This is a genomic window from Methanoculleus chikugoensis (genome assembly GCF_900095385.1).
In the GTDB taxonomy this organism is placed as follows: domain Archaea; phylum Halobacteriota; class Methanomicrobia; order Methanomicrobiales; family Methanoculleaceae; genus Methanoculleus; species Methanoculleus chikugoensis_A.
The window spans coordinates 1-22,023 of the sequence record NZ_FMID01000045.1; the positions used below are offsets into that span (position 1 = coordinate 1).

24 protein-coding genes are annotated in these 22,023 nt (G+C 62.1%); 13 read left to right on the forward strand and 11 right to left on the reverse strand.

The annotated features are described in order from the left end of the window. On the forward strand, positions 1 to 346 hold a 346-nt coding region (locus tag L21_RS14305), incomplete at its 5' end, for an SPASM domain-containing protein (protein WP_218600639.1). A gap of 180 nt (positions 347 to 526) precedes the next feature. On the opposite strand, the gene L21_RS09245 is transcribed toward L21_RS14305, so the two are convergent. Continuing rightward, positions 527 to 1,018, reverse strand: a complete 492-nt coding sequence (locus tag L21_RS09245) for a putative immunity protein (protein ID WP_074370194.1) — start codon at positions 1,016 to 1,018, stop codon at positions 527 to 529. A gap of 44 nt (positions 1,019 to 1,062) precedes the next feature. Then, a complete protein-coding gene (locus L21_RS09250) occupies positions 1,063 to 2,220 on the reverse strand; it encodes a Fic family protein (protein ID WP_074370195.1) in 1,158 nt (385 codons plus the stop codon). Positions 2,221 to 2,603: 383 nt separating this feature from the next. Here L21_RS09250 and L21_RS09255 point away from each other — a divergent pair, with 383 nt between their 5' ends. Both L21_RS09255 and L21_RS09260 read left to right on the forward strand, forming a co-directional pair. After that, positions 2,604 to 2,876 carry an ACT domain-containing protein gene (locus L21_RS09255; RefSeq protein ID WP_074370196.1) on the forward strand — a complete coding sequence of 91 codons (273 nt, stop codon included), beginning with the start codon at positions 2,604 to 2,606 and terminating at the stop codon, positions 2,874 to 2,876. Between the two features lie 8 nt (positions 2,877 to 2,884). Continuing rightward, complete coding sequence (locus L21_RS09260; RefSeq protein ID WP_074370197.1) at positions 2,885 to 4,249, forward strand: PFL family protein; 1,365 nt, start codon at positions 2,885 to 2,887, stop codon at positions 4,247 to 4,249. Between the two features lie 50 nt (positions 4,250 to 4,299). Here the strand turns inward: L21_RS09260 and L21_RS09265 are convergent, their stop codons facing one another. After that, entirely contained in the window at positions 4,300 to 4,893 is a 594-nt protein-coding gene (locus tag L21_RS09265) for a flavodoxin family protein (RefSeq protein WP_074370198.1), read from the reverse strand. 110 nt (positions 4,894 to 5,003) lie between these two features. On the opposite strand from L21_RS09265, the gene L21_RS09270 reads away from it, so the two are divergent. The 7 genes from L21_RS09270 to L21_RS09300 all read left to right on the forward strand — a co-directional run bounded on the left by L21_RS09270 (position 5,004) and on the right by L21_RS09300 (position 12,882). Beyond that, entirely contained in the window at positions 5,004 to 6,008 is a 1,005-nt protein-coding gene (locus L21_RS09270) for a YbgA family protein (protein WP_074370199.1), read from the forward strand. A gap of 57 nt (positions 6,009 to 6,065) precedes the next feature. Next, positions 6,066 to 6,905, forward strand: coding sequence for a class I SAM-dependent methyltransferase (locus L21_RS09275; protein ID WP_074370200.1), 840 nt, complete (start codon positions 6,066 to 6,068; stop codon positions 6,903 to 6,905). A 130-nt stretch (positions 6,906 to 7,035) separates the two neighbouring features. Continuing rightward, entirely contained in the window at positions 7,036 to 7,887 is an 852-nt protein-coding gene (locus L21_RS09280; protein WP_074370201.1) for a phosphate ABC transporter substrate-binding protein, read from the forward strand. A 45-nt stretch (positions 7,888 to 7,932) separates the two neighbouring features. Next, positions 7,933 to 9,876: a phosphate ABC transporter permease PstA gene (gene pstA / locus L21_RS09285; protein WP_074370202.1), complete on the forward strand. Its 1,944-nt coding sequence runs from the start codon at positions 7,933 to 7,935 to the stop codon at positions 9,874 to 9,876. Further along, positions 9,877 to 10,638 (forward strand): phosphate ABC transporter ATP-binding protein PstB, encoded by a 762-nt coding sequence (pstB, locus tag L21_RS09290; RefSeq protein WP_074370203.1) that lies wholly within the window; start codon positions 9,877 to 9,879, stop codon positions 10,636 to 10,638. It abuts the gene before it with no gap. A 9-nt stretch (positions 10,639 to 10,647) separates the two neighbouring features. Further along, a complete protein-coding gene (phoU, locus tag L21_RS09295; protein ID WP_074370204.1) occupies positions 10,648 to 11,298 on the forward strand; it encodes a phosphate signaling complex protein PhoU in 651 nt (216 codons plus the stop codon). Positions 11,299 to 11,415: 117 nt separating this feature from the next. Further along, positions 11,416 to 12,882, forward strand: coding sequence for an RNB domain-containing ribonuclease (locus tag L21_RS09300; protein ID WP_074370205.1), 1,467 nt, complete (start codon positions 11,416 to 11,418; stop codon positions 12,880 to 12,882). A 196-nt stretch (positions 12,883 to 13,078) separates the two neighbouring features. Here L21_RS09300 and L21_RS09305 read toward each other — a convergent pair whose 3' ends face one another. The 3 genes from L21_RS09305 to L21_RS09315 form a co-directional block, all read right to left on the reverse strand. Next, positions 13,079 to 13,420 (reverse strand): hypothetical protein, encoded by a 342-nt coding sequence (locus L21_RS09305; RefSeq protein WP_256712903.1) that lies wholly within the window; start codon positions 13,418 to 13,420, stop codon positions 13,079 to 13,081. Between the two features lie 593 nt (positions 13,421 to 14,013). Further along, positions 14,014 to 14,835 carry a mechanosensitive ion channel family protein gene (locus tag L21_RS09310; RefSeq protein ID WP_074370206.1) on the reverse strand — a complete coding sequence of 274 codons (822 nt, stop codon included), beginning with the start codon at positions 14,833 to 14,835 and terminating at the stop codon, positions 14,014 to 14,016. Between the two features lie 188 nt (positions 14,836 to 15,023). Continuing rightward, a complete protein-coding gene (locus L21_RS09315; protein ID WP_256712905.1) occupies positions 15,024 to 15,716 on the reverse strand; it encodes a lactate utilization protein in 693 nt (230 codons plus the stop codon). Positions 15,717 to 15,836: 120 nt separating this feature from the next. On the opposite strand from L21_RS09315, the gene L21_RS09320 reads away from it, so the two are divergent. After that, positions 15,837 to 16,379, forward strand: a complete 543-nt coding sequence (locus L21_RS09320) for a cache domain-containing protein (RefSeq protein ID WP_074370207.1) — start codon at positions 15,837 to 15,839, stop codon at positions 16,377 to 16,379. A 5-nt stretch (positions 16,380 to 16,384) separates the two neighbouring features. On the opposite strand, the gene L21_RS09325 is transcribed toward L21_RS09320, so the two are convergent. The 3 genes from L21_RS09325 to L21_RS09335 form a co-directional block, all read right to left on the reverse strand. Next, positions 16,385 to 16,678 carry a hypothetical protein gene (locus L21_RS09325; protein WP_074370208.1) on the reverse strand — a complete coding sequence of 98 codons (294 nt, stop codon included), beginning with the start codon at positions 16,676 to 16,678 and terminating at the stop codon, positions 16,385 to 16,387. A 167-nt stretch (positions 16,679 to 16,845) separates the two neighbouring features. Further along, complete coding sequence (locus tag L21_RS09330; protein ID WP_074370209.1) at positions 16,846 to 18,351, reverse strand: glutamine synthetase family protein; 1,506 nt, start codon at positions 18,349 to 18,351, stop codon at positions 16,846 to 16,848. Between the two features lie 198 nt (positions 18,352 to 18,549). Beyond that, on the reverse strand, positions 18,550 to 19,551 hold the full coding sequence (locus L21_RS09335) for a M28 family metallopeptidase (protein WP_074370210.1): 1,002 nt from the start codon (positions 19,549 to 19,551) through the stop codon (positions 18,550 to 18,552). A gap of 224 nt (positions 19,552 to 19,775) precedes the next feature. Between L21_RS09335 and L21_RS09340 the strand changes: the two genes are divergently transcribed. After that, positions 19,776 to 20,207: a DUF61 family protein gene (locus L21_RS09340; RefSeq protein ID WP_074370228.1), complete on the forward strand. Its 432-nt coding sequence runs from the start codon at positions 19,776 to 19,778 to the stop codon at positions 20,205 to 20,207. Here L21_RS09340 and L21_RS13890 read toward each other — a convergent pair. Both L21_RS13890 and L21_RS09345 read right to left on the reverse strand, forming a co-directional pair. Beyond that, positions 20,185 to 20,451, reverse strand: a complete 267-nt coding sequence (locus tag L21_RS13890) for a hypothetical protein (protein ID WP_143727263.1) — start codon at positions 20,449 to 20,451, stop codon at positions 20,185 to 20,187. The genes L21_RS09340 and L21_RS13890 overlap by 23 nt on opposite strands. A 164-nt stretch (positions 20,452 to 20,615) precedes the next feature. Further along, the gene (locus tag L21_RS09345) at positions 20,616 to 21,215 is read right to left on the reverse strand and encodes a MerR family transcriptional regulator (protein WP_256712908.1); all 600 of its coding nucleotides are present in this window, start codon (positions 21,213 to 21,215) and stop codon (positions 20,616 to 20,618) included. 122 nt (positions 21,216 to 21,337) lie between these two features. Here L21_RS09345 and L21_RS09350 point away from each other — a divergent pair, with 122 nt between their 5' ends. Then, a complete protein-coding gene (locus L21_RS09350) occupies positions 21,338 to 22,021 on the forward strand; it encodes a M48 family metallopeptidase (RefSeq protein WP_074370212.1) in 684 nt (227 codons plus the stop codon). Positions 22,022 to 22,023: the final 2 nt, after the last annotated feature.

Consider the following 22,023-nt stretch of genomic DNA (forward strand, 5'->3'; position numbering starts at 1 on the left):
TAATGAGGTTCAAAAGACTCACGTGTATAAAATCGGTTTTGATAGTTGCTGTGTTTCAGGTTTAGCGAATTATACAGAAATACCTCCACTATTTTTTGAAGGGTGCGACGCCGGGCGATTCTCAATGTTCATCTCTGAGGATTTACAGGCATACCCCTGTTCATTTATGATTCAAACCCATCAGGGATATGACTTGAAAACTGGCACGGTGTTAGATGCTTGGAAAAATGGTCCAGAATTTAGAAAGATCCGAAATAGAGAATGGAACATTAAATGTAATAGTTGTTCAAAGAGAGACATTTGCTTGGGTGGATGTCCATGCTGGGAAGATATAAACCTTTGTTAGGGCGGCCTCACGTGACTAACACCTGCAAGACACCCCAAAAAGGAGAGACCAACTCCCGCCAGCACGACAACGACATTCCCCTACCCCGACGTAATGCCCGACGCCATAAACCTGACCATAAGAAGGGGAACGCCGTGCAACGGACAAAGTTGTGCCTAGACCTAAACAAAACTTAAACTATCAAAACCCCTCTCCCTTCCTCAGTTTAACCAGAACCCCGCCCCCGCGCTCTAAAACGACAATCCTCTCCATGATCTCCTCCCGCAGCCCCCCCGGGAGCCTTGCCGCCTGCCACTCCCGCTCCGCAGCAACACCAGCCACGGCGTTCGCCGGGTCCGCCGCCGCGACGGCTTTAAGGGCATAGTACGCCGCCCCGTAGGCGTGCTGGGGGACGTGAGCGGTCGCCACCGCCTGGCCCGCGGCCCGGGCGGCAAACTGGGCCGCGCTCCCCCCATCTGCATCGCGGGCGGCGGCATGAGCACCGAGAGAGGCCCCCCGGATCTCGGCCATCCGGAATACGCCCGTCCGGACCCAGGTGCGACATACCTCGATGGCTCTGCGCGGCCGGTCGTCCTCCGGGCGGGCCTCCTCAAAGAGCGGGAGGACCCGCTCGGCGCAGTCCGCGGCCCAGGTGGCCATTATTATCTGGTCATGTCTGCTGTATTTTTTCATGGTACATCAACCAGAGAAGGCCTCTCTCCCGGGGAGAGGCTGCACTATATCCGCGTGCCTTCCTCGATAATCCTGACGTAGTCCACAAACATATACTGTTTATATCGCTCTTTTCCGGTGATCTCTTCGAGGATACCGATACTCTCGAATCGCCCTACGAGTTTGGTTGCGGCCTGGCGGCTGATTCGTAACTCCTCCATCGCCTGCCCTATCGTGATGATGGGGCGATCAAAGAGCGTATCGATCAGTTTTACCGCATAAACGCCGCCGATATTGTTCTCCAGTAACTTCTCGATCAGTGTCTCCTTGAGCTGGATAATTCTCTTCGCCGTCTCGATGGAGTTGTTGGAGACAGATATGACACCCCGGAGGAAGAACTCAAACCACGCCTCCCAGTTCCCCTCGTATCGGATACCGTTGAGGAGTATATAATACTCCTCGCGATTCTTCTTCAGGTAATAACTGAGATAGAGCAGCGGCCTCGCCAGAACACCCCTGGAACAGAGATAAAACGTGATCATCAACCTGCCCATTCTTCCGTTGCCGTCCAGATACGGATGGATCGTCTCCAGTTGAGCGTGGATGAGAGCGGCCTTTATCAGTGTCGGCGTCTTATCGCTGCTCTGGATAAACCGTTCCAGATCCTGCATGAGCCCCGGAACCTGCTCCGGCGGCGGCGGGACAAACACCGCGTCCTGAATTGTCCCTCCCGGCAGACCGATCCAGTTCTGAACGTGCCGCAACCGGCCCGGAAGTGTATGCGAGCCTCGTATCCCCTGGATCAGAAAACGGTGAATCTCGTTCATCAGATCGAGAGAAAGTGGTGAAAAATCCAGTTTCTCTATGCCGTGGTGGAGTGCCTTTATGTAATTCAGCACTTCCTGTATCTCGTTGATGTCGTCTCTGGGCCGGATGTGCGCCTCGAACTCAAGAATACCCTGGAGAGAGGCCTGCGTGCCCTCGATCTGAGAACTCAGCAGGGCCTCTTTCCTGATATACATCGCTACGAAGAGATCCGGATTTGGAAGCACCTGAGTAACCCCGTCAAGGCGAGCCAGGGCGCTGTTGGCTTTCGATAACAGATACAGGAGCCCCTCATCGAGGAAGAGATCTTCCGGGGGTAAGGGATGCGGAATGAACGCATCGTATCCGCCTTCCTGACGCATGAAAACCCCTGCCCTATTATCGGGATACCGCTCCATACAGCATAATTCGATTTACGACAATATGAGTTGCCCTGTAAGTCAACTTATGTTGACTTACACGAGGTTGCCGTCTCTAAGTCAACCGGGCGGAACTTACCGATCACACGGGAGCGTAAGTCAACCTGTGTTGACATGGCGGCGGTGCCCTCCTTCTAAGTCAACTTTTGTTGACTTAGAGCGAACCCCGGATCCGGCATCTCCACCATACCGGCAAAAACCCTGACACAAACGATCGACGGCATGCACCGCCGTGAACCACCCCGCGCTCCCGGGCGGGGCCTTCCCTCTCCTCCCCACCCCGGAGGATTAAACTGCTTCCGGTGCTGTCCTCATCGGATTAATGCCTGGGGAGAGCCAACACCATACAGGGACAGGAGAGCATGAGCAAGACTATCATTACCGTCGTCGGGAAGGATACCGTCGGCATTATTGCGAAGGTCTGCACGTATCTTGCCGAGAACCAGGTCAACGTCGAGGATATCTCGCAGACGATCGTCCAGGGCTACTTCAATATGATGATGATCGTCGATACCGGCGGATCGACAAAACCGTATGCCGAGATGGTGACCGAACTCGATGAACTCGGCGAGGAGATCGGTGTCCGGATCCGGTGCCAGCGAGAGGACATCTTCACGAAGATGCACCGTATCTGAGGGATTCCATGATCAATATTCTCGAGGTGAACGAGACCAACAAGATGATCGAGCAGGAGAAGCTCGACGTGCGGACCATCACGCTCGGCATCAGCCTTCTCGACTGCTGCGACGCCGATCTCGACACCCTGAACCGGAACATCTACGAAAAGATCACGGGGCTCGCAAAAGACCTCGTCTCGACCGGGAGGGAGATCGAGCTCGAGTACGGGATCCCGATCGTGAACAAGCGAATTGCCGTGACCCCCATCGCGCTGGTTGCCGGGCGGGCCTGCAGATCCCTGGAGGATTTTGTAGAGGTTGCAAAGACGCTTGACCGGGCCGCACGGGATACGGGGGTCAACTTCATCGGGGGATATTCAGCCATCGTCTCAAAGGGGATGACCCCGAACGAAGAAGCCCTCATCCGCTCGATCCCGGCGGCTCTCGCCGCGACCGAGAGGGTCTGCAGCTCGGTGAACGTCGGCTCGACGAAGACCGGGATCAACATGGATGCCGTCAAACTGATGGGTGAGATCGTGCGAGAGACGGCCGAGGCGACGAAGGAGAAAAACTCCATCGGCTGTACGAAACTCGTCGTCCTCTGCAACGCCCCCGACGACAACCCGTTCATGGCCGGGGCGTTCCACGGCGTCTCCGAGGCGGACGCGGTCATCAACGTGGGCGTGAGCGGCCCGGGGGTCATCAAGCACGCGCTCGAGGGAGTCCGGGGAGCAAACTTCGAGGTCCTCTGCGAGACGGTCAAGCGGACGGCCTTCAAGGTCACCCGTGCAGGGCAGCTTGTCGCCCAGGAGGCCTCGGAGAGACTCGGAATCCCGTTCGGGATCGTCGACCTCTCTCTCGCGCCCACGCCCTCCGTCGGGGACAGCGTCGCCGGGATCCTGGAGGAGATGGGGCTCGAGTCGGTCGGTGCGCCGGGGACGACGGCCGCACTCGCCCTCCTAAACGACCAGGTGAAGAAAGGCGGGATCATGGCGAGTTCGTTTGTCGGCGGGCTCTCGGGCGCATTCATCCCCGTCAGCGAGGACCAGGGGATGATCGATGCGGTGAACCGCGGCGCCCTTACCATCGAGAAACTCGAGGCGATGACCTGCGTATGCTCGGTCGGGCTCGATATGATCGCGATCCCGGGCGACACCCCCGCGTCGACGATATCGGGTATCATCGCGGACGAGGCCGCGATCGGGATGATCAACCACAAAACGACCGCCGTTCGGCTGATCCCGGTGATAGGAAAGGATGTCGGCGAGACCGTCGAGTTCGGCGGCCTCCTGGGCCACGCACCGGTTCAGAGCATAAACCGGTTCGGCTGCGCCGACTTCATCAACCGCGGCGGCCGGATCCCCGCACCGATCCACAGTTTCAAGAACTGAGCCGGCGGGGAGTTCGTCTTTTTTTTGATCCCGGCGGTCTGGGGTTCCCCTCAGGTCCCGGAGAGCGCCGCCGCAAGGTCCCGGTCGCACCGGTACGCCTGCTCGAGCACCTCCCTCTTCTTCCCGACGATCCCCGGCTCGAGACAGTTGAGGACCGGGAGCCGGGCAACCACCTCATAGCCGAGCGGCCGGAGAGGCAGGGAGAGCGCCTCCAGCGCGACGCCGAGGTCGGCGGGGTCCGCCTGCTCGCCCACCGCAAAGACCACGGCCTTGCGCTCCCGATCCGCAAGGCGACTGGAGTAGCCCCGGGGACGCTCGTCGGTGAAGTCGTAGAAGGCGTAGAGCCGGTCGATGAAGGCCTTCATCTGGCTGGTGACGTTGTAGTGGTAGACGGGCGAGCCGAGAACGAGTGCATCCGCGTCCACGATCCGGGGATAAAGCAGTGTCATGCCGTCGTTGAACCGGGTGCAGGTCTGGTCGCGCCTGCACCGCTCGCAGCCGACGCAGCCTGCAATAACATACTCGGAGAGACTGACCGCGCTCGCCTCGCCGCCCGCATCGGAGACTCCGCGGAGAACCTCCGCGAGGAGCCGGGCGGTGTTCCCCCGCGCCCTCGGACTCCCGCTGATCCCGAGCACCTTCATGATCGTATCTCTTTTGGGCGGGTGAATAAGGGTTCCGGATACGGTTCAGCAGGTATACCCGCTCCCACCACCAGAAGGATTCATATGCATCCCGCCGTATCATGGGCGCCATGACCCGGGATTACCCGCGCCCCCGCCTCGTCGTCAGCCGCTGCATCGAGTTCGACCCGTGCCGCTACGACGGCTCGAAGATACCCTCCCCCACGGTGGCACGCCTGCGGGAGTATGCCGACTGCATCCCGGTCTGCCCGGAAGTCGAGATCGGGCTCGGGATCCCCCGCTCAACCGTCAGGATCGTCCGGACAGGCGGCTCGGATCGCCTCGTGCAGCCGGCCACCGCGCGGGATGTTACAGAGGAGATGTCTGCCTTCGCAGCCGCGTTCCTCGACGCACTCCCCGCTGTCGACGGGTTTATCCTCAAAGGAGGCTCGCCCACCTCCGGAACCCGGAACGTGCGGGTGTACCCGTCGACGGAGAAGTCCGCGGCGATAGCAAAGACCGCGGGCTTCTTCGCCCGCGAGGTGCTGAAGCGGTACCCGGAACTCCCCGTGGAAGACGAACTGCGCCTGAACAATCAACGGATCCGCGACCACTTCCTCTCCGCGGTCTTTACCCTGGCGGCGTTCCGGGGCGTCGAGGAGACCCGGAACCCCCATGCCCTCGTGCAGTTCCACGCGGAGAACAAACTCCTTCTGCTCGCCTGCAGCCAGAAAGTGTTGCAGGAGATGGGCCGTCTTGTCGCAAACCGGGCAGCGGTTGAGCCGGGAGCGCTGTATGAACAATACCGCCGGATGCTCTCTATCGCGCTCGCACGGGCTCCCCGGTATACCGGCAACGTCAACGTCCTCCAGCACGCCCTGGGATACTTCAGCGACCGCATCTCAGACGAGGAGAAGGCATACGGCATCGGACTGATCGAGCGCTACAGGCACGGCCGCGCCACGCTGGCCGAACCCCGCGGCCTGCTCCGGTCGTGGGCGATCCGGTTCCGGGAGCCGTACCTGATGGACCAGTCGTTCTTCGCCCCGTACCCCGTCGAACTCGTGGATCTGCCGGGAGACGCCACCGATCGCGGACGGGATCTCTGGGATGCCGGAGAAGACCCGCCACCGTAACCGCATCCCCGCTGCCGCGAGCGAGCGCTTATAATATTCCGGGCGAGAGGAACAGTTATGCATCGGATCATCGACTGGAACGAGCTCTGGAAGGCGATATACGCAAGTTCTCCCGAACGCGTCGAGAAAGGCCACGATCCAGCCGCTCACTGGAACAAACGCGCCGCCGCCTACCGCCGGGCCACCCGTGACGAGAAACGGGCGACCGAGCAGGAACTCGCGATCCTGGATGTGCGGCCGGGCGAGACCGTGCTCGATGTAGGTGCCGGAACGGGGAGGCTGGCCGTGCCGATTGCCCGGACCGCCGCCCACGTCACCGCCCTCGACCCCTCGGAGGGCATGCTCGCCGTCCTCCGGGAGCAGATGGCCGCCACGGGGCGCACGAACTACTCCACGGTTACGATGCGCTGGGAAGACACGGTGATCGGCAGAGATGTTGAACCCCATGACGTCGTCGTCGCGGCGTTCTCGCTCGGGTTCTACGACCTCGCCGCCGCCCTCGAAAAACTCGACGCCGCGGCCCGCCGGGCGGTCTACCTCTTCTGGCACGTGGGCGAGTGGCGGGATCCCGACGAGATGGCGCTCTACCGGGCGGTATTCGGGGAAGAAGCGACCATGCGGAAGGGCTACCCGGACTACATCTACCCCGTCAACATCCTCCACGACGCCGGGATCTACCCGAACGTCCGGATCTATCACGCCGCCTGGGACGCGGTCTACGACTCCGTCGAAGAGGCCGCCCGGGCCTGGGCGGCGATGCACAACCCCGGGATGGAGGATCTCTCACCGGTCAGGGACTACTTCGCCCGGGTGCTCCGCGCGACCGGGTCCGGGAAGTACGTCGAGACGACGGTGCGGCCGACCGCAGCGGTCTGGTGGGAGAAGACGGACGGTTAGGGGTACAACCCCTCCACCGCAGCCGCACGGCAGGCGCCTCTCAAGAAAAACAATACCCCTATTGTGATTATGGAGTTCCCTGTACCTGACGTCGAGAACCAATATACCCCATGGTAATCTCGTTCATACCATGACAGGAAAGAGTCTGTCTGGTACGACCACGGTTGCCGTCGCCGGCATCCTCGTGGTTCTTCTAATGATGGCAGGGTGTCTCGGCAACGATCAAACGGCCGCACCGGAGCGGATCACGGTAACGGGGTCGACCACCGTCCTGCCCATCGCCGAACAGGCGAGAGAAGCGTTCGAGGCAAAAGAAGCCTCCGCGGAGATCATGGTGAGCGGAGGAGGCTCGAGCGTCGGGGTCAAGGCCGCCGGCGAGGGCACTGCAGATATCGGCATGTCCTCACGGGACCTCAAACCCGAAGAGACCGCAGGTTACCCGGACCTCGTCAAGCACCACATTGCCGATGACGCGATCCTCCTCATCGTCAACCCGGAAAACAGTGTCGAGAGCCTCACGCTTGATGAGGTGCGGGGCATCTACAACGGCACCTACACGAACTGGAACCAGGTCGGCGGATCTGAGGCGCAGATCGTCGTTGTGGGAAGAGACAGTGCATCGGGGACACGGGAGTTCTTCTCCGAGTTCGTCATGGATGCGGAGGACTTCACCAGGACCCAGGAGGAGTTCAACTCGAACGGCGGGATCCAGCAGAAAGTCTCCCAGACTCCGGGCGCGTTCGGCTACGTCGGCCTCGGCTACACCGAAGGCGTGAAGCCGCTCGCGCTGGATGTCGGCGGGACCAGCGTTCGCCCCACGCTCCAGAACATCAAGGACGGGACGTATCCCATCAGCCGGCCGCTCTACATGCTGACGAACGGAGAGCCCGAGGGGCTTGCGCAGCGGTACATCGAGTTCATCCTGAGCGCCGAGGGGCAGGAGATCGTAGCGAGCGAGGATTACATCCCGGTGCGGGGATGAACGGGGCAGCGTCCCCATTTTTTTGAGTGCTACGGCGGAGTGCTGATGGCAAAAGGTTTCAGTATACGGGCCCGGTGCCGGAACTTCGGGTGGCCGCGAGATCGCGGAACGAGCGAGATCGGCAGGCCGGTCATTGGAGCGGAGAGGCGTTTTGTCGATAGGGCCGTCGGAAAACTGCTCTTTTGTGCCGCGCTGGCCGCGATCGTTGCAGTCTTCTTCATCATCGTCTTCTTGCTCCGCGACGGCTACCAGATCGTTCTCGAGACGGGTCTCTGGGACTTCCTCGCCGGTGCGGAATGGAACCCGACCGGCCGGAACCCGGCCTACGGGGTGTTTCCGCTCATCACCGGCACGCTCCAGGTGATGGCGCTCGCGATGGTCATCGCCGTCCCGCTCAGCATCGGGAGCGCCGTCTTCATCGCAGAGATCGCCTCTCCGGGGATGAAATCGATCATAAAACCCGCTATCGAGCTGCTGGCCGGCATTCCCTCCGTCGTCTACGGGTTCTTCGGCCTGATCCTTCTGACCGACTGGATACGCGTTGCATTCGACCAGCCGTCAGGGTCGAGCTGGCTTGCGGGCTCGATCCTCCTCGCGATCATGGCCATACCGACGATCACGAGCGTCGCCGAGGACGCCATCAGTTCGGTCCCGAGAGAGTTCAAAGAGGGCAGCCTTGCTCTCGGGGCAACACACTGGCAGACGATCCGGAGGGTGATCGTGCCCGGTGCGCTCTCCGGTATCAGCGCAGCGATCATCCTCGGGATGGGGCGCGCCATCGGCGAGACGATGGCGGTGCTCATGGTCACGGGGAACGCCGCCGTCATCCCGGACCCGATCTACGACGTCTTCTCCCCCGTGCGGACGCTGACCGGGACGCTGGGCATCGAGATGGGCGAGGTCGCGTTCGGAAGCACGCATTACCATGCGCTCTTCGGTGTTGCGGTGGTCCTGCTCTTCATCACGCTCGCGATCAACAGCGCGGCACGGGTCATCACCACCCGGATACAGGGAACACAGGGTACGGCACGGCCCATCCCGTCCGGGCGGGTGACGGCCGCGATCCGGCGCTCCACGCCATATCGGGCGCTTACCGCGGCGGCCTCACGCATAACCCACGCCGCATCGGCGCCGTTCGGAAGGCTTCTCCCCCCGAGGACCTCGCAGCGATGCGCGTTCCTCCTGATATCGCTCTCGGTCGCGATCGTGATCGCGGCTCTCGGGGTGATCCTCTTCGAGATCGTCGTCAACGGGGCCGGAGCGATCTCCTGGGAGTTCCTGACCGGGTCGCCGAGAGATCTCGGGAGAGCGGGGGGGATATTCCCCGCGATCGTCGGGACGTTCTACCTCGTGGGAGGAGCCCTCGCCGTCGCCCTTCCGCTCGGGATCGCGACGGCCGTCTATCTCGTCGAGTACACGGCCGAGACCCCGCTGACGCGGAGCATCCGGGCCGCGGTGGACCTGCTGAACGGAACGCCGTCCATCGTCTTCGGGCTCTTCGGGTTCGCGTTCCTGGTGCTCTTCATGGGTTTCGGGGTCTCGCTGATCGCCGGACAGATCACCCTCGGCCTGATGATTCTTCCCACGATCATCCGGACGACCGAAGAGGCGCTCCGGTCGATCCCCGGCTCCCTCCGGGAGGGAAGTTACGCTCTCGGAGCGACGAAGTGGCAGACGATCTCGCGGGTGGTCCTGCCCCCGGCACTCCCCGGGATCCTCACCGGAGCGATCCTCTCCATCGGGCGCGCTGCAGGCGAGACGGCACCCATCATGTTCACGGCAGCGATCTTCAGCAGCAGATTCCTGCCGTCGTCGCTCACAGAACCGGTGATGGCGCTTCCATACCACCTCTTCGTCCTCACCACGACCGTTCCGGGGGCGGCCACGCAGAGTTACGGGACCGCGTTCGTGCTCCTGCTGCTGGTCCTCACGATCTATCTCGCCGCGATCCTCGTTCGGCGGCGATACCGTCGGGAAACGGTGATGTAAATGACTGGATCCACGATCCTCGAGACAACGAACCTCAACCTCTGGTACGGGCAGAAGCAGGCCCTCATCGATATCTCGCTCCATGTCCCGAAGAACAGGGTCACGGCGCTGATCGGGCCGTCGGGATGCGGGAAATCGACCCTGCTCCGGTGCTTCAACCGGATGAACGACCTCATCGACTCCTCCAGGATCACCGGAGAGATCCTCTTCAACGGGAGCGATATCCACGACCCCCGTGCGGACGTATATGCGATCCGCGAGAAGATCGGCATGGTTTTCCAGAAGCCCAACCCGTTCCCGAAGAGCATCTACGAGAACGTCGCTTACGGCTCCCGCATTCATGGGGTGGGCGATAAGAAGGAACTCGACCGCATCGTCGAGGAGAGCCTGAAAGGGGCCGCGCTCTGGGACGAAGTGAAGGACCGCCTCCACGAACCCGCGCACTCCCTCTCGGGCGGGCAGCAGCAGAGACTCTGCATCGCGCGATCCCTTGCGGTCGGGCCGGAGGTGATCCTGATGGACGAGCCCTGCTCCGCCCTCGACCCCATCGCCACGGCGAAGATCGAGGACCTCATCATCCGGCTTGCCCGGGACTACACCGTCGTCATCGTCACGCACAACATGCAGCAGGCGGCGCGGGCCAGCGACTACACCGGGTTCATGTACCTGGGAAGACTGGTGGAGTTCGACAAAACCACGAAGATCTTCGAAGATCCCGGTGAAGAACTGACGGAGAACTACATCACCGGGCGGTTCGGGTAGGGAGAGCCAATGGTAACGAAATTTCATACAGAAATTGCGTCCCTGAAAGGGGACGTCCTCGCGATGGGCCGCCTCGCACAGGGTATGCTCCGGCAGTCGATGGTAGCGTTAAAGGCGCAGGACGTGACGCTCGCCGAGACGATCGGCGAGGAGAAGCAGAAACTCGCGGATTACGATGATGAGATCGAGCAGAAATGCCTGCGACTCATCGCCCTCAACCAGCCGATGGCAAAAGACCTCCGGACGATCGCAGCCTCGATGAAGGTGATCGCGAACCTCTACCGCATCGGCCGCTACGGGAAAGACATCACCATCGTTGTACCCGATCTCGCCGGGGCGCCGCACGTGGGAAACCTCGTCAGCCTCCCCCACATGGGAGAGGTCGTCGACGGGATGATAACGGATGTGATGGTCGCGTTCGAGCGTGAAGACCTCAGTGTGATAGCCGATATCCAGAGCCGGGAGGAGGTCGTCGACGCCCTCAGGTACTCCATATTCCGCGAGTGCCTCACCTACATGATGGAGGACCCGAAGAACATCACGAGGTGCACGAACTACGTCATGATTGCCCGGTACCTCGAACGTTGCGGGGACCACGCGTGCAAGATCGCGGAGAAGGTGCACTACATGGTGACGGGCGACCGGATTGAGATCCGGTGATACGGCAACGTCCCCTTTACCCCCCGAGGATAGAGATGCAGCACGGGCGGGTGAACGACCGGTGACCGCCGGAGATTCCCAAGTGGTTTTATACCCGCAAACGAATCTCTCAGAGAGATGCAGAACGAGCAGCCCGTGAACCTGAAGGGCATCGCGTGGACGGCGATGCAGCAGTACGGCTTCATCCCGGCCTTCCGGCCGGCCGTCCTCCGGGAGGTCGACGCTCTCGCCGAAGGCGCCTTCCCGGATACCCCCGGCGACCCCCTTGATCTCCGGTCGCTCCTCTGGTCCTCGATAGACAACCACGACTCAGAGGATCTCGACCAGATCGAGGTCTGCGAAAAGGGATCGGACGGTGAGATCCGGGTCCGGGTCGCGATTGCGGACGTCGACTCCCGCGTCCCGAAAGGATCGGAGACCGACCGGCACGCCGCCCATAACGGGACATCGGTCTACACCGGTGTTGTGACCTTCCCGATGCTCCCCGACCGCCTCTCGGCGGGCATCACCTCGCTCCTGCCCGGCCGGGACCGGATGGCGATCGTCATCGAGTACACCGTTCGTCCGGACGGGAGCACGATACCCGGCGACATCTACCGGGCGACCGTCAGGAACCACGCGAAACTCGTCTACGAGGAGGTCGGCGACTGGCTGGAGGGGAGTGGCCCCGTCCCGGAGGCGGTCAGGGAGACGCCGGGGCTTGCAGAGCAGGTCCTCCTCCAGCACGAGGCCGCGATGCGCATGAAGAAGCGGCGGACGGAACAGGGAGCGCTCGCCCTCGAGACGATCGAGGCCGAACCGCTCGTTGAGGAGAACCGGGTCATGGCGCTCGTCGTCCAGGAGCAGAACTTCGCCCGGTGCCTCATCGAGGAGTTCATGGTCGCGGCGAACGGCAGCATAACGGCGTTTCTCGCCGCCGCCGATCTTCCCATGATCCACCGGGTCGTTCGCACCCCGAAGAACTGGGACGGGATCGTGAGAGAGGCCGCAGAGCGCGGTGAGACCCTGCCCGACCGGCCGGACGCAGAAGCGCTCACCCGGTTCCTTATCCGGCAGAAGGCGGCCGACCCCGACCGCTTCCCCGACCTCTCGCTCACGATCGTGAAACTGATGGGCGCGGGGGAGTACGTGGCGTTCCGGCCGGGAGACGAGCCGGTCGGCCACTTCGCCCTCGCGGTCACCGACTACACCCACGGCACCGCCCCGAACCGGCGCTACGTCGATATCGTCATCCAGCGGCTGATTAAATCGGTCATCGACGGGGATGAATGCCCGTATACCTGCGAAGAGCTCGACGACCTTGCCGCACGGCTCACCGACCGGGAGAAGGCGTCGCAGAAGGTTGAGCGCTACGTCCGGAAGGCCGCGGCCGCCGTCCTCCTCCGGGAGCGGATCGGCGAGACGTTTGAAGCGTTCGTCACCGGCGCCTCCGAGAAGGGAACCTACGTCCGGCTGATCGATCCGCCGGCCGAAGGAAGGGTCGTGCTGGGCGAGCAGGGGCTCCGGGTCGGCCAGCGGGTGCGCGTCCGCTTGCTCGCGACGGACCCTTACAAAGGTTTCGTCGATTTCGGGCGCACCCGGTGAGAGAGGAACGGAGACGGGTACCCACGAGAACGTACCGTCTCCGGTTCGTTGAAACCGGGAAATCCTCCTGGTTCATAGTGAAGATGCAAAGAACGTTAAGATCTTGAAAGAAGAAAAGAAGGGCGGCCTTGCGTTCATCCCGGGCTTTCAGCCGCGAGAATTCCCGCTCTGCCGCCTTCATCCCTGGGGTGGATCCTCAGAGAAGCCCCAGGATACCAATGACGATCGCGATGACACCGATGATCGTCTGGAAGCCGCCCAGCCACTTACCGAACTTCTCGAGATACACACCGAGACCCGGGACTACGTGGAACGCACCGGTCAGGAGGATGGCCCCCACCAGGAAGGCAACTATACCCTGCAGTGAGAAGATCCCCAGTAGTCCGAGGATCATCATGACGATCCCTATGATGACCTGGAAACCGCCCAGGAACTTGCCTGCCTTCTCAAGGAAGCCCCCGAGCACGGGCAGGGCCCCTATAATTCCTGCACATAATACCAATCCACCGATTATGTTCATTATCGCGGTTATTGCCACAATTTCACCTCCATTGCATTACGTTACAAAGTTGGATTATAAATATACCTCTGATACATTAAGTTAATTCAGTTAACATTTGGCATTAATTTAGAATATACCGCCGTTTCTGGACAGGATATGCCTGCTAACGTGTCAACTACCCCGCCCTTCAGGGCGGGGCTTGAGACTCTATCGTGTCGATAGTTCTCGTATGGGTGGTTGACTGCACCCCTGCACCTCCAGGGTATACCTGTAGGTGCGTGCTCTGGACTCGATGTTCCGAGCACCGATAAGATCAGCATGGAGGGAGTGCCCGCAGAAAACCGACATTGCACATGACTCCTCCCCCTTCGCACCGGGAGCATCCAGGGACATTTCAGCTCAGCTCTGCCATCTCGCGATGCAGGCCGGAGCGGACCAGATCCGAGAACATCCCGGCGACAGGCGGTCCTGTACCGGGAACACTTCGTCGATCTGTTTCCGGGAAGCAGGGAACGCCATATCCTCTGCCGGGCGGAAGGAGATCCCTAAACCCACGGGAAGATGCCTGTAGAGAGTCCCGCCGGAGCGGGAAAGCCCCGGATGCGAATCTGCAAAAAAATAGGAGAGATCTATTGGGCCCGGTCCAGGTGGACGTCCACCTGCGGGAAGGCTATCTCGATGCCGGCCTCTCTGAACGCCCGGACGACGTCGCGATTCAGGTCCCACTGCACGCCCCACATATCGGACGTCTTCGTCCACGCCCGGAGAGCGAGGTTCACCGAAGAGTCGGCGAGTTCGGTGACGACGACCACGGGTTCCGGCGACGGGAGCACGCCCTCGTGGGCCGCCATCAGGTCGGTGGCGACCCGGATTGCCTTATCAAGGTCGCTGTCGTAGGCGGCCCTGACCTTGACCTCGACACGGCGGGTCTCCATCCGGGTGGAGTTGATCACCGGGCTCCCCCAGACGAGGGAGTTCGGGATGGTGATGTAGGTGTTGTCGGGCTTCAGCAACTCGGTCGCCATGATGCCGACCGAAGTGACCGTCCCGGATATGCCGTTAACCTCAACGAGCTCGTCCTTGTCGATGGGGCGGAAGGCCGCCAGCCAGACTCCGGCGGCGAGGTTGGTGACGGTGTCCTGCAGGCCGAAACCGAGGATGAGCCCGATCACCGCCGAGAGCCCGAGCACCACGGAGGAGATGTCGAACCCGATCGTCGCGATGACGATGAGGGCGAGGATCACGTAGAGCAGGATCGAGAAAAATCTGATCAGGAACTCGACGACCAGGCCGGGCAGTTTCGAGGCCCGGGAGAGCATCTTTTTGAAGACGGACGTGAGAATTTTCACCACGATCCATCCGATGATCGCGACAAGCACGGCGAGAACGACGCTTTCGAGCGTGATGTCGGAGAGCGGAACGGTGACGTTGAGAATTTCTGCGATCTCCATGCATGAAGGTTGCACGGGAGTTCAGATATACCGGACCCCCGGATGGAGAAAAAGAAGGCGCCGAGCACCGTTGCAGCCGCGAGCGGACAGCTGGGGGAGAGGGAGGAATGCGATTGACCCGCATCCGAAAAAAAGATAACGGGCATAGGCCCGCCGTGGAGACACCGCTTCTCCTTTAGCAGCCGGGTTCAGTAACCGAGCGGCTGGCGGATCAGGACGAGGGTTACCCGTCCATCAGTGTCCTCTTTATCGAGGACCACGTGCTTGCCGATGTAACTCCCGACGCCGTAGGTGCGCTGTACACGCTGGTTCTCGAGGGGCAGGCAGTACTCCCGGCACCGCCGGAACCCCTCGTCGACGGTCGGCACGATCTTGTTCGTCCCGGAGACGAGGACGAGATGGGCCGCCGCGTGAGGCCACGCCCCCATCCGGCTCCCGGTCTTGTCGCACCCGACGATCTCGCCTGATTCGGCGATCGCCTGCACCCCGGAGAGGAAGTAATCCGCGGCGACGCTTTTGCGGCGGAGCGCGTGCCGCTTCTCGGTGTCGTTCTCGGCGGTGACGACCGCGTGATAGTCCCGCCATCCCTTCGGGTTCTCTTTGAGCACCCGGTCAAACCCCATCTCGACCAGAGTCGTCGAGTAGCCGTTCATGACCTCCGCCCCCTCGGGCAGCAGGTCGACAACGGCCCGGAGCGCGTCCTCCGCCGAGTCCACGAGGATTACCCTGACGTTCCGGGCCTCGATCGCCTCGACCGTTTTTCTGAGCGTCGCTTCATCCGGCGTTCGGTTCCACCGCTCCACATCGACTCCGGCATCAGCCATCAGGTTGGCCGCACTGTGCTCTGTGACCTTCTCCATCTGCTGGATAACATTCGCCATTCGATCACCTCACGGTCGGGGGGATGTGATCCCACATATACCTCTCGATGTCGGGGTCGCATCGCTTTCCCGGCGAAGAAGATTCCGGCATCTTTTTTCTATTCCAGCACACACGGGAGTGTGAAGAGAGTCTACCTCGCCTTTTTAGTCCCGATTCTGGTGTTCGGTGCCGGGTGCAGCGCCCCTGCCGGAACGGAGACCGCAGAAGAGAATATGATCCGCGCGGATCTTGCGGGCTTCGCCCGGGAGGCCGCCGCCTACGCAGAGACCGCCGGAGAAGACACAGCACTTGCCGAGTTCAACGACGAAGCGGGCAGGTTCACAGAGGGAGCCCTCTACGTCTACGCTTACGACTATAACGGGACGCTCCTCGCCCACCCCCACTTGCAGGACTCGATCGGGACGAGCCTGATCGAGCGGCAGGACCCGTACGCGATGAAGAACATCCGGGCGCTCTGTGATACTGCAGAGCCGGGAGGAGGATTCATCGTCTTCATCCGGCCGAACCCCGCCCAGGAGAACCATGACGAGCTCAAGATCGGCTACGTCGTCGACGACACCTGGTGGGTCGGGGGTCGACCTCTCGGAGATCACCGGGGAGAGTGGATCGCTCCCCTCCCCGGCACCCTGAAAGTCCGTTCTAACGGTCGAAACCGCCTGTAAAAAGGTCAGGGGGCCTGACCGGCCCCCACCTCCTCGCTATCCCATACGAGGGTGCTCTTCATCTCGGTCATGATCACCCTCGAACCCGGGGGAACCCGGATCGCGTCGCCGATGTCTTCAGGTGTTTGTGCCCAGACGACCTGGTGTTTGACATCCCCGTCGGGCAGCAGCACCACGACGCTGTAGGTGTTCATGCCCTCCTCGGGAGCGCCTTCCTCCTCTCCCGGGGTGACGCGGTAGCAGGTAAACGTGACCGGTCCCGCTCCTTCCGCCATCATCTCTTCTGCTTCGCCTCTCATACGCGTTCCTCATCACCCGGGTGAGCACCGGGAAACCCGCCCTCACGTCCGGGAGCCACCTCCTCTGGTGCCCTCCTGATAATAAGTTTGTCCCGTGCCGGGGCTCCGGGATGAGAGTGGCGGCCGGGTTAACGCCGCCGGTTGCCGAAAAAAGTATTCTTCTCTTCTCACGCGACGTGGATGTACCGGTCGACCAGTTCCCGGATCGCGTCGTTGTTGCCGTAGAGCCTCTCGCTCAGCCCCCGGTCGTCGAAGGCCTTCAGGGTAGAGATCCTGCTCTCGATCATCCCCGCCGGGAAGATCCCGTTCGACTCGAAGATCGCACGCTTCGCCTCGAGTGCCTCGGCAGACTCGACGCAGGAGGCGGGAAGCTGCTTGAACGTCGCGAGCCGCTCCCTGAACTCGGGGCGGAAGATGTTCCCGCTGACATAGAGTCTCTCGGCCGCCTCGAGCGCGCCGGGCATCTCGATCCCGCGGAGCGCCGCCACGATGAGCCCGGCGACGATCAGGTAAGGATCGGCCGATCCGTCGGCGACCCGGTACTCGAACGTCTGCTTTGAGGGGCGGTTCGGCCGATGACCGTTCTCGCCGGGGTTCGCGTCGCGGGTCATGCCGTCCGCACCGACCCAGCCGAGAGGCACCCGGACGACGACCGAGCGGTTGCGGTCGCCCCAGCAGACCGTCGTCGGCGCCTCCTGGTGGGGGACGAGACGGAGGTAGGAGGTCGGGATGGTGTTCCCGAAGGCCGTCAGGGCGTCGGAGGCGTCGAGGATGCCGGCGATCATCTTCCGGGCGAGCGGGCTCAGTCTGCCCTCCTCGACCAGCACATTTCTGCCGTCCTTCTCGACGAGCATGTGGAAGTGCATTCCGCTCCCGGCCTTGCCGACGGTGATCTTCGGGGCGAAACTGATCTCGACGCCGTACTGGTTGCCGAGCATCCGCAAGACCCACTTCGCGACGATCAACTGCTCGACCGCCTGCTCCACCGGCATCGGTAGGAACTCGATCTCGTGCTGCTCGTAGTAAGTGTCGTCGTTGTAGAAGCATCCCACCTCGGAGTGACCATACTTGATCCTGCCTCCGGCGCGGGCGATCAGCCGCATCGCCTCATCCCGGAGATCCGCGAACTTGACGAAGGGTTCGGCCGAGTGGTAGCCCTTCTGGTCGCGGCCGGGGTAGAGGTCGTCCCGTGGGCTGACGACGTAGTACTCGAGTTCTCCAAGGGTCTTGAAGGTGTATCCGGTCCGGCGGGTGAACTCCTCGTCCGCCTTTCGGAGCACGTATTCGGGCGCGCTCTCAAGCGGTTTCCCGTCGCTGTCGTAGAACGAGCAGAGGAACTCGAGTGTCGGCACCTCGGCGAACGGGCTCACGAACGCCGTGCGATACCGGGGGATGACATAGAGATCGCTGCTCCCCGCCTCGATGAACGAGAAGAGGTTGCTGCCGTCGACGCGTTCGCCGTCCGAGAGGATGGTATCGAGGTGCTCCTTTGAAGAGATGACAAAATTGAGAGTCTTGAGTTTGCCGTCCTCGGCGGCGTAACGGAAGTTGATCATCTCAATCCCGTTCGTCTCGCAAAACCGCATTATGTCCTCTTTCGTAAAATTCGCCGGATCCTTCTTGAGAAAACGTACCAGCTCGTTGGGGTTCATCAGGATCTCAGAATCATTCATATTTTTTAAACGTTGGCTTTGACCGTATAAAAATGAGTCTTCGCCTCTCCGCATCCGGTTCGGCGAGGACACCGTGCATCCGGATATACGCTGGATAAAGAGCCGGATCGAGGATGACAGCAGCCTCGCAGGGGTTGAAAACAGCAGCACAATCAGCTCACACCACCCGCGCGACGGATAACGGCTCCGTTCCGATCGCTAGCCCGCTCCGTCCAGCCTTCCTGAGAGATCCCACACCACCCGCGGGGCCTCCGGAATGGCGTTGCCGGCACCCTCTCCCCGGAACCCCGCCACCTCCGCGAGCACCGCAAGACCGAGCCGGGCGTTCCTCTTCGCGTAGTCAAACGATACCCGGTCGACGGTGTCGTCCGGGGTATGGGCCGGGCCGTGCCCCTCGCAGTGGGTTGTCACGGCCGGGTAACCCCGGTCACGGAAGGATACGTGATCCGAGGTGCAGGAATGGACGTTCTCGGTCAGGGTGAAGTTCGTGGAGTAGAGGGTGTTATAGTCCGCCATGAGTGCCGCGATATCCTCGGAACGCTCGTCGTAGGCGATATCGAGCACGGAGCGGTCAAGGGGATCGTAGCAGGACGAGTCGTAGTTGAGATAGAGCACGATCGGGGACGCCGCACCGGCGGCGTACTCGATGCTGCCGAGACGGCCGACCTCTTCTCCGTTCCAGAACGCGAACTGCACCGTCCGGTCGAACGAGTGCCCGCTCATAATCCGGGCGAGTTCCAGGACGATCGCGACGCCGCAACCGTTGTCGGTGGCCCCGGGCGCGCGGGCGGGGTCGAACGACTTGCTGTCGTAGTGCGCCCCCACCACCACGACTTCGTCGGAGGCGTCGCCCCCGGGGAGCGTGGCGACGATGGTATTGTGTTCGCCGTCTCCGGACTCCACCTCGAGCCCGGGGATGGCCGCAAGCCTCGCGGAGAGGTACTCACCCGCCTCCCGGTTTCCCTCGGTACCGTATACCCGGGTCGAGAAGTTCTGCAGGTCGTAGGTCGTGTTCCGGAGTTCGGATTCGTCGACCTCTGCGAGCATCGCGGCGATCCCCGGGTCGTACTCTCCCCCGGGCATCCCGGTGGCGGCTGCAAGGTGAACTGCCATGCCGGTGAGGAGGAGAACGCAGAACGGTACCACGGGGAAGCGGGCATGCCGTCGGGTATGCTTTCCGTGCACTGAATCCAGTTCCATGCATGATCACGTAGAACATGCCGAAAGGAGAGCGAGAGATATATACTTTCTCCCGGGTAGACGGGGAATTGCAATCGGAGAACAGGGTCACCCCAGACAGGAATTGCCGGAATACGCCCCGGATACCCTTCATGGGAGACGCGGTTTCCGGGGCCAGGTATATATCGCATGGCAAAGAGAGGGTTTTCTCACAGACCCGGAGACGGATCGCGATAGGTGCATTCATGCCCGACCGACCATCAGCAAGCGACGAGTCGACCCTCTTACGATGGATGCGGCTTGAGATCGGCAGGATCAACGACGGGATCGTCTCGGAGCGAAAGCGCCTCTCCCGGCTCCTCGCGGAAGAGCACCCGTCGTCCGTCACGAAGGGCGGGAGCCGCTACGACTTTGACCGGGACGTCCTTCTTCACCTCGAGCGGGCACTCCCGGGCGAGTTGCAGAGACGGCTCCGGCTCCCGATCCTCTTCTACTTCGACTCGACGGTTCCGGACAGTTTCTTCCTCGCGGACGAGGCCGCGGTGCAGGCGCTCCAGCACCTCGGGGAGATCAGTACCCTTAGGAGGATGCAGGGCGGGAGGCTCTGGATCGCAAAACCCCTCGTCTACGCCGTCATGAACCGGTACCCGACGGTCATGCAGGTTGTGATGGGGTAGGGGAACCGTCCCCCACGGAAAAGAGGATGAACGTCTCCCCGGCACCCGACAGGATACCCGCTGCCTGGTGGCCGACGATCGGATACGCGGCCGCTGAGACGCCCGGCGGCAGATCACCGGCATACCGGGCCTCGGTGATCGGCGGGACCCCGGGAGACGACCGATCCTGTGTTCCAACGACGATACAGGCTATCAACCCGCCGACAACCAGTGCCTGAATGACGACGGTCAATATTGTGGCCATCTGTTGCTGGGAGATTCTATCACCCCGCGTGCCGGAAGTGGGGATTCTATTTAAATCTTGGTATTTTTATGGCACCAGATAGTATATATTGCTAAATATATGTTGTATGGTAGCGAAGGAGCGGCAACCGGGCATTCGGTGACCCGGGCGGTACACGCACGGTGTCAGCCGGAACGGCCCGGAGACTTGCCGGAATCGCCCTTCTTCGCGACCGTCCTCCGGAACCGATCGAACACCGGGCGGGTGACCTCGTCCATCTGCCGGTCGAAGTAGTCCACCCATTCCGCGACGAGGGCAAGCTGCTCCTGCTGCGCGGAGAGGCGGCCTTCAAGGTCGTCGACGGCCTTCCGGAACCGCTCGCCCTCCTCGGCCCTCAGTTCGCGCTCCTGCTCGAGTTCCTCGACCAGACGGGCGATCCGCCGCTCCTGCCGGGCCAGCGTATCCCGCATCACCCCGAACTCGATCACCACCTCGGACGGGAGCGGGGCGGCTGTCCGGCCGATCTCTTCCGCGGGTTCTTCAGGTGGGGCCCGATCTTTTCCCGATCTAACCTCGTCGGCTATCTCCTCAGGCGAAAGCCCTCGCCCGGAGAGGTCCGCGAGTTCCCGGACGATCGCCACAGCCTTCTGCGGGAAGAGCCGGGCCCGCCCGATCGTCCGATAGGTAAAAAGGCTGTCGTAGGTCCGGATGAGCGCCCGGACATCCTGCTCCGAAATCCCGGTGAGGTGCGCGATATCACCGATCTTCAGTTCCTTCTCGTGCATGCTGCCATCCTCCGCGCCCGCCTGCATCCCGGGACGGGAGCCCTACGTAATTCTTTGTCGTCATCAGGTATAGGTACATGCCGGATCACGTTTTTTCCCGCCGGCGCCCCAGTACTGGTATCATGAACCGGGGAGAGAGGGAGAGCGGCGCGGGCAGAGCGACCATTGTTCTGAAGGCGGTACGATCCGCCCACCTCCAGGTGCGGCCGGACGGAACCCTGCGCGTGGTCGCCCCCCCGTCGTTCGACGTCGAGGGGTTCCTGCAGCGCAACGCGGCCTGGATAGAGAAGCGGCGGCGGGAACTCGACCGGCTGGCCGCCGAAGGACGCGGGCGGGAAGACCTGCTCCTCCTGCACGGGCGGTTCTGCCGCGTGGTTCCGGGCGCGCGGTTCGCAGTCGACGAGGCCGCGGGAACCGTCGCCTCCCCGTCCGTTCCCGCTCTCCGGCGAGGACTCTCCCGGATGCTGAAGAAGGAGGTGCTCGACCGGCTGGAGGCCTGCCCGGACCTTGCCGGCCGGCGGCAGGGGCGGATCGCAGTGAAGATGCAGAAGACGCGGTGGGGGAGCTGCTCGGCGCTCGGCAACGTAAACGTCAACCTGCGCGTCGTAGCCCTCCCGGCGACGCTACGGGAGTACGTCGTCGTCCACGAGGCCGCCCACCTCCGCGAGCAGAACCATTCGAAACGGTTCTGGCGTCTCGTCGGCGAGCATTACCCCGATTATCGGGCGGCGGAAGCCGAACTCCGTCGCTACTGGATCATCCTCGAGCGGAACAGGGTATGGGGGACGCTCGGGGAGACGCGGTGAAA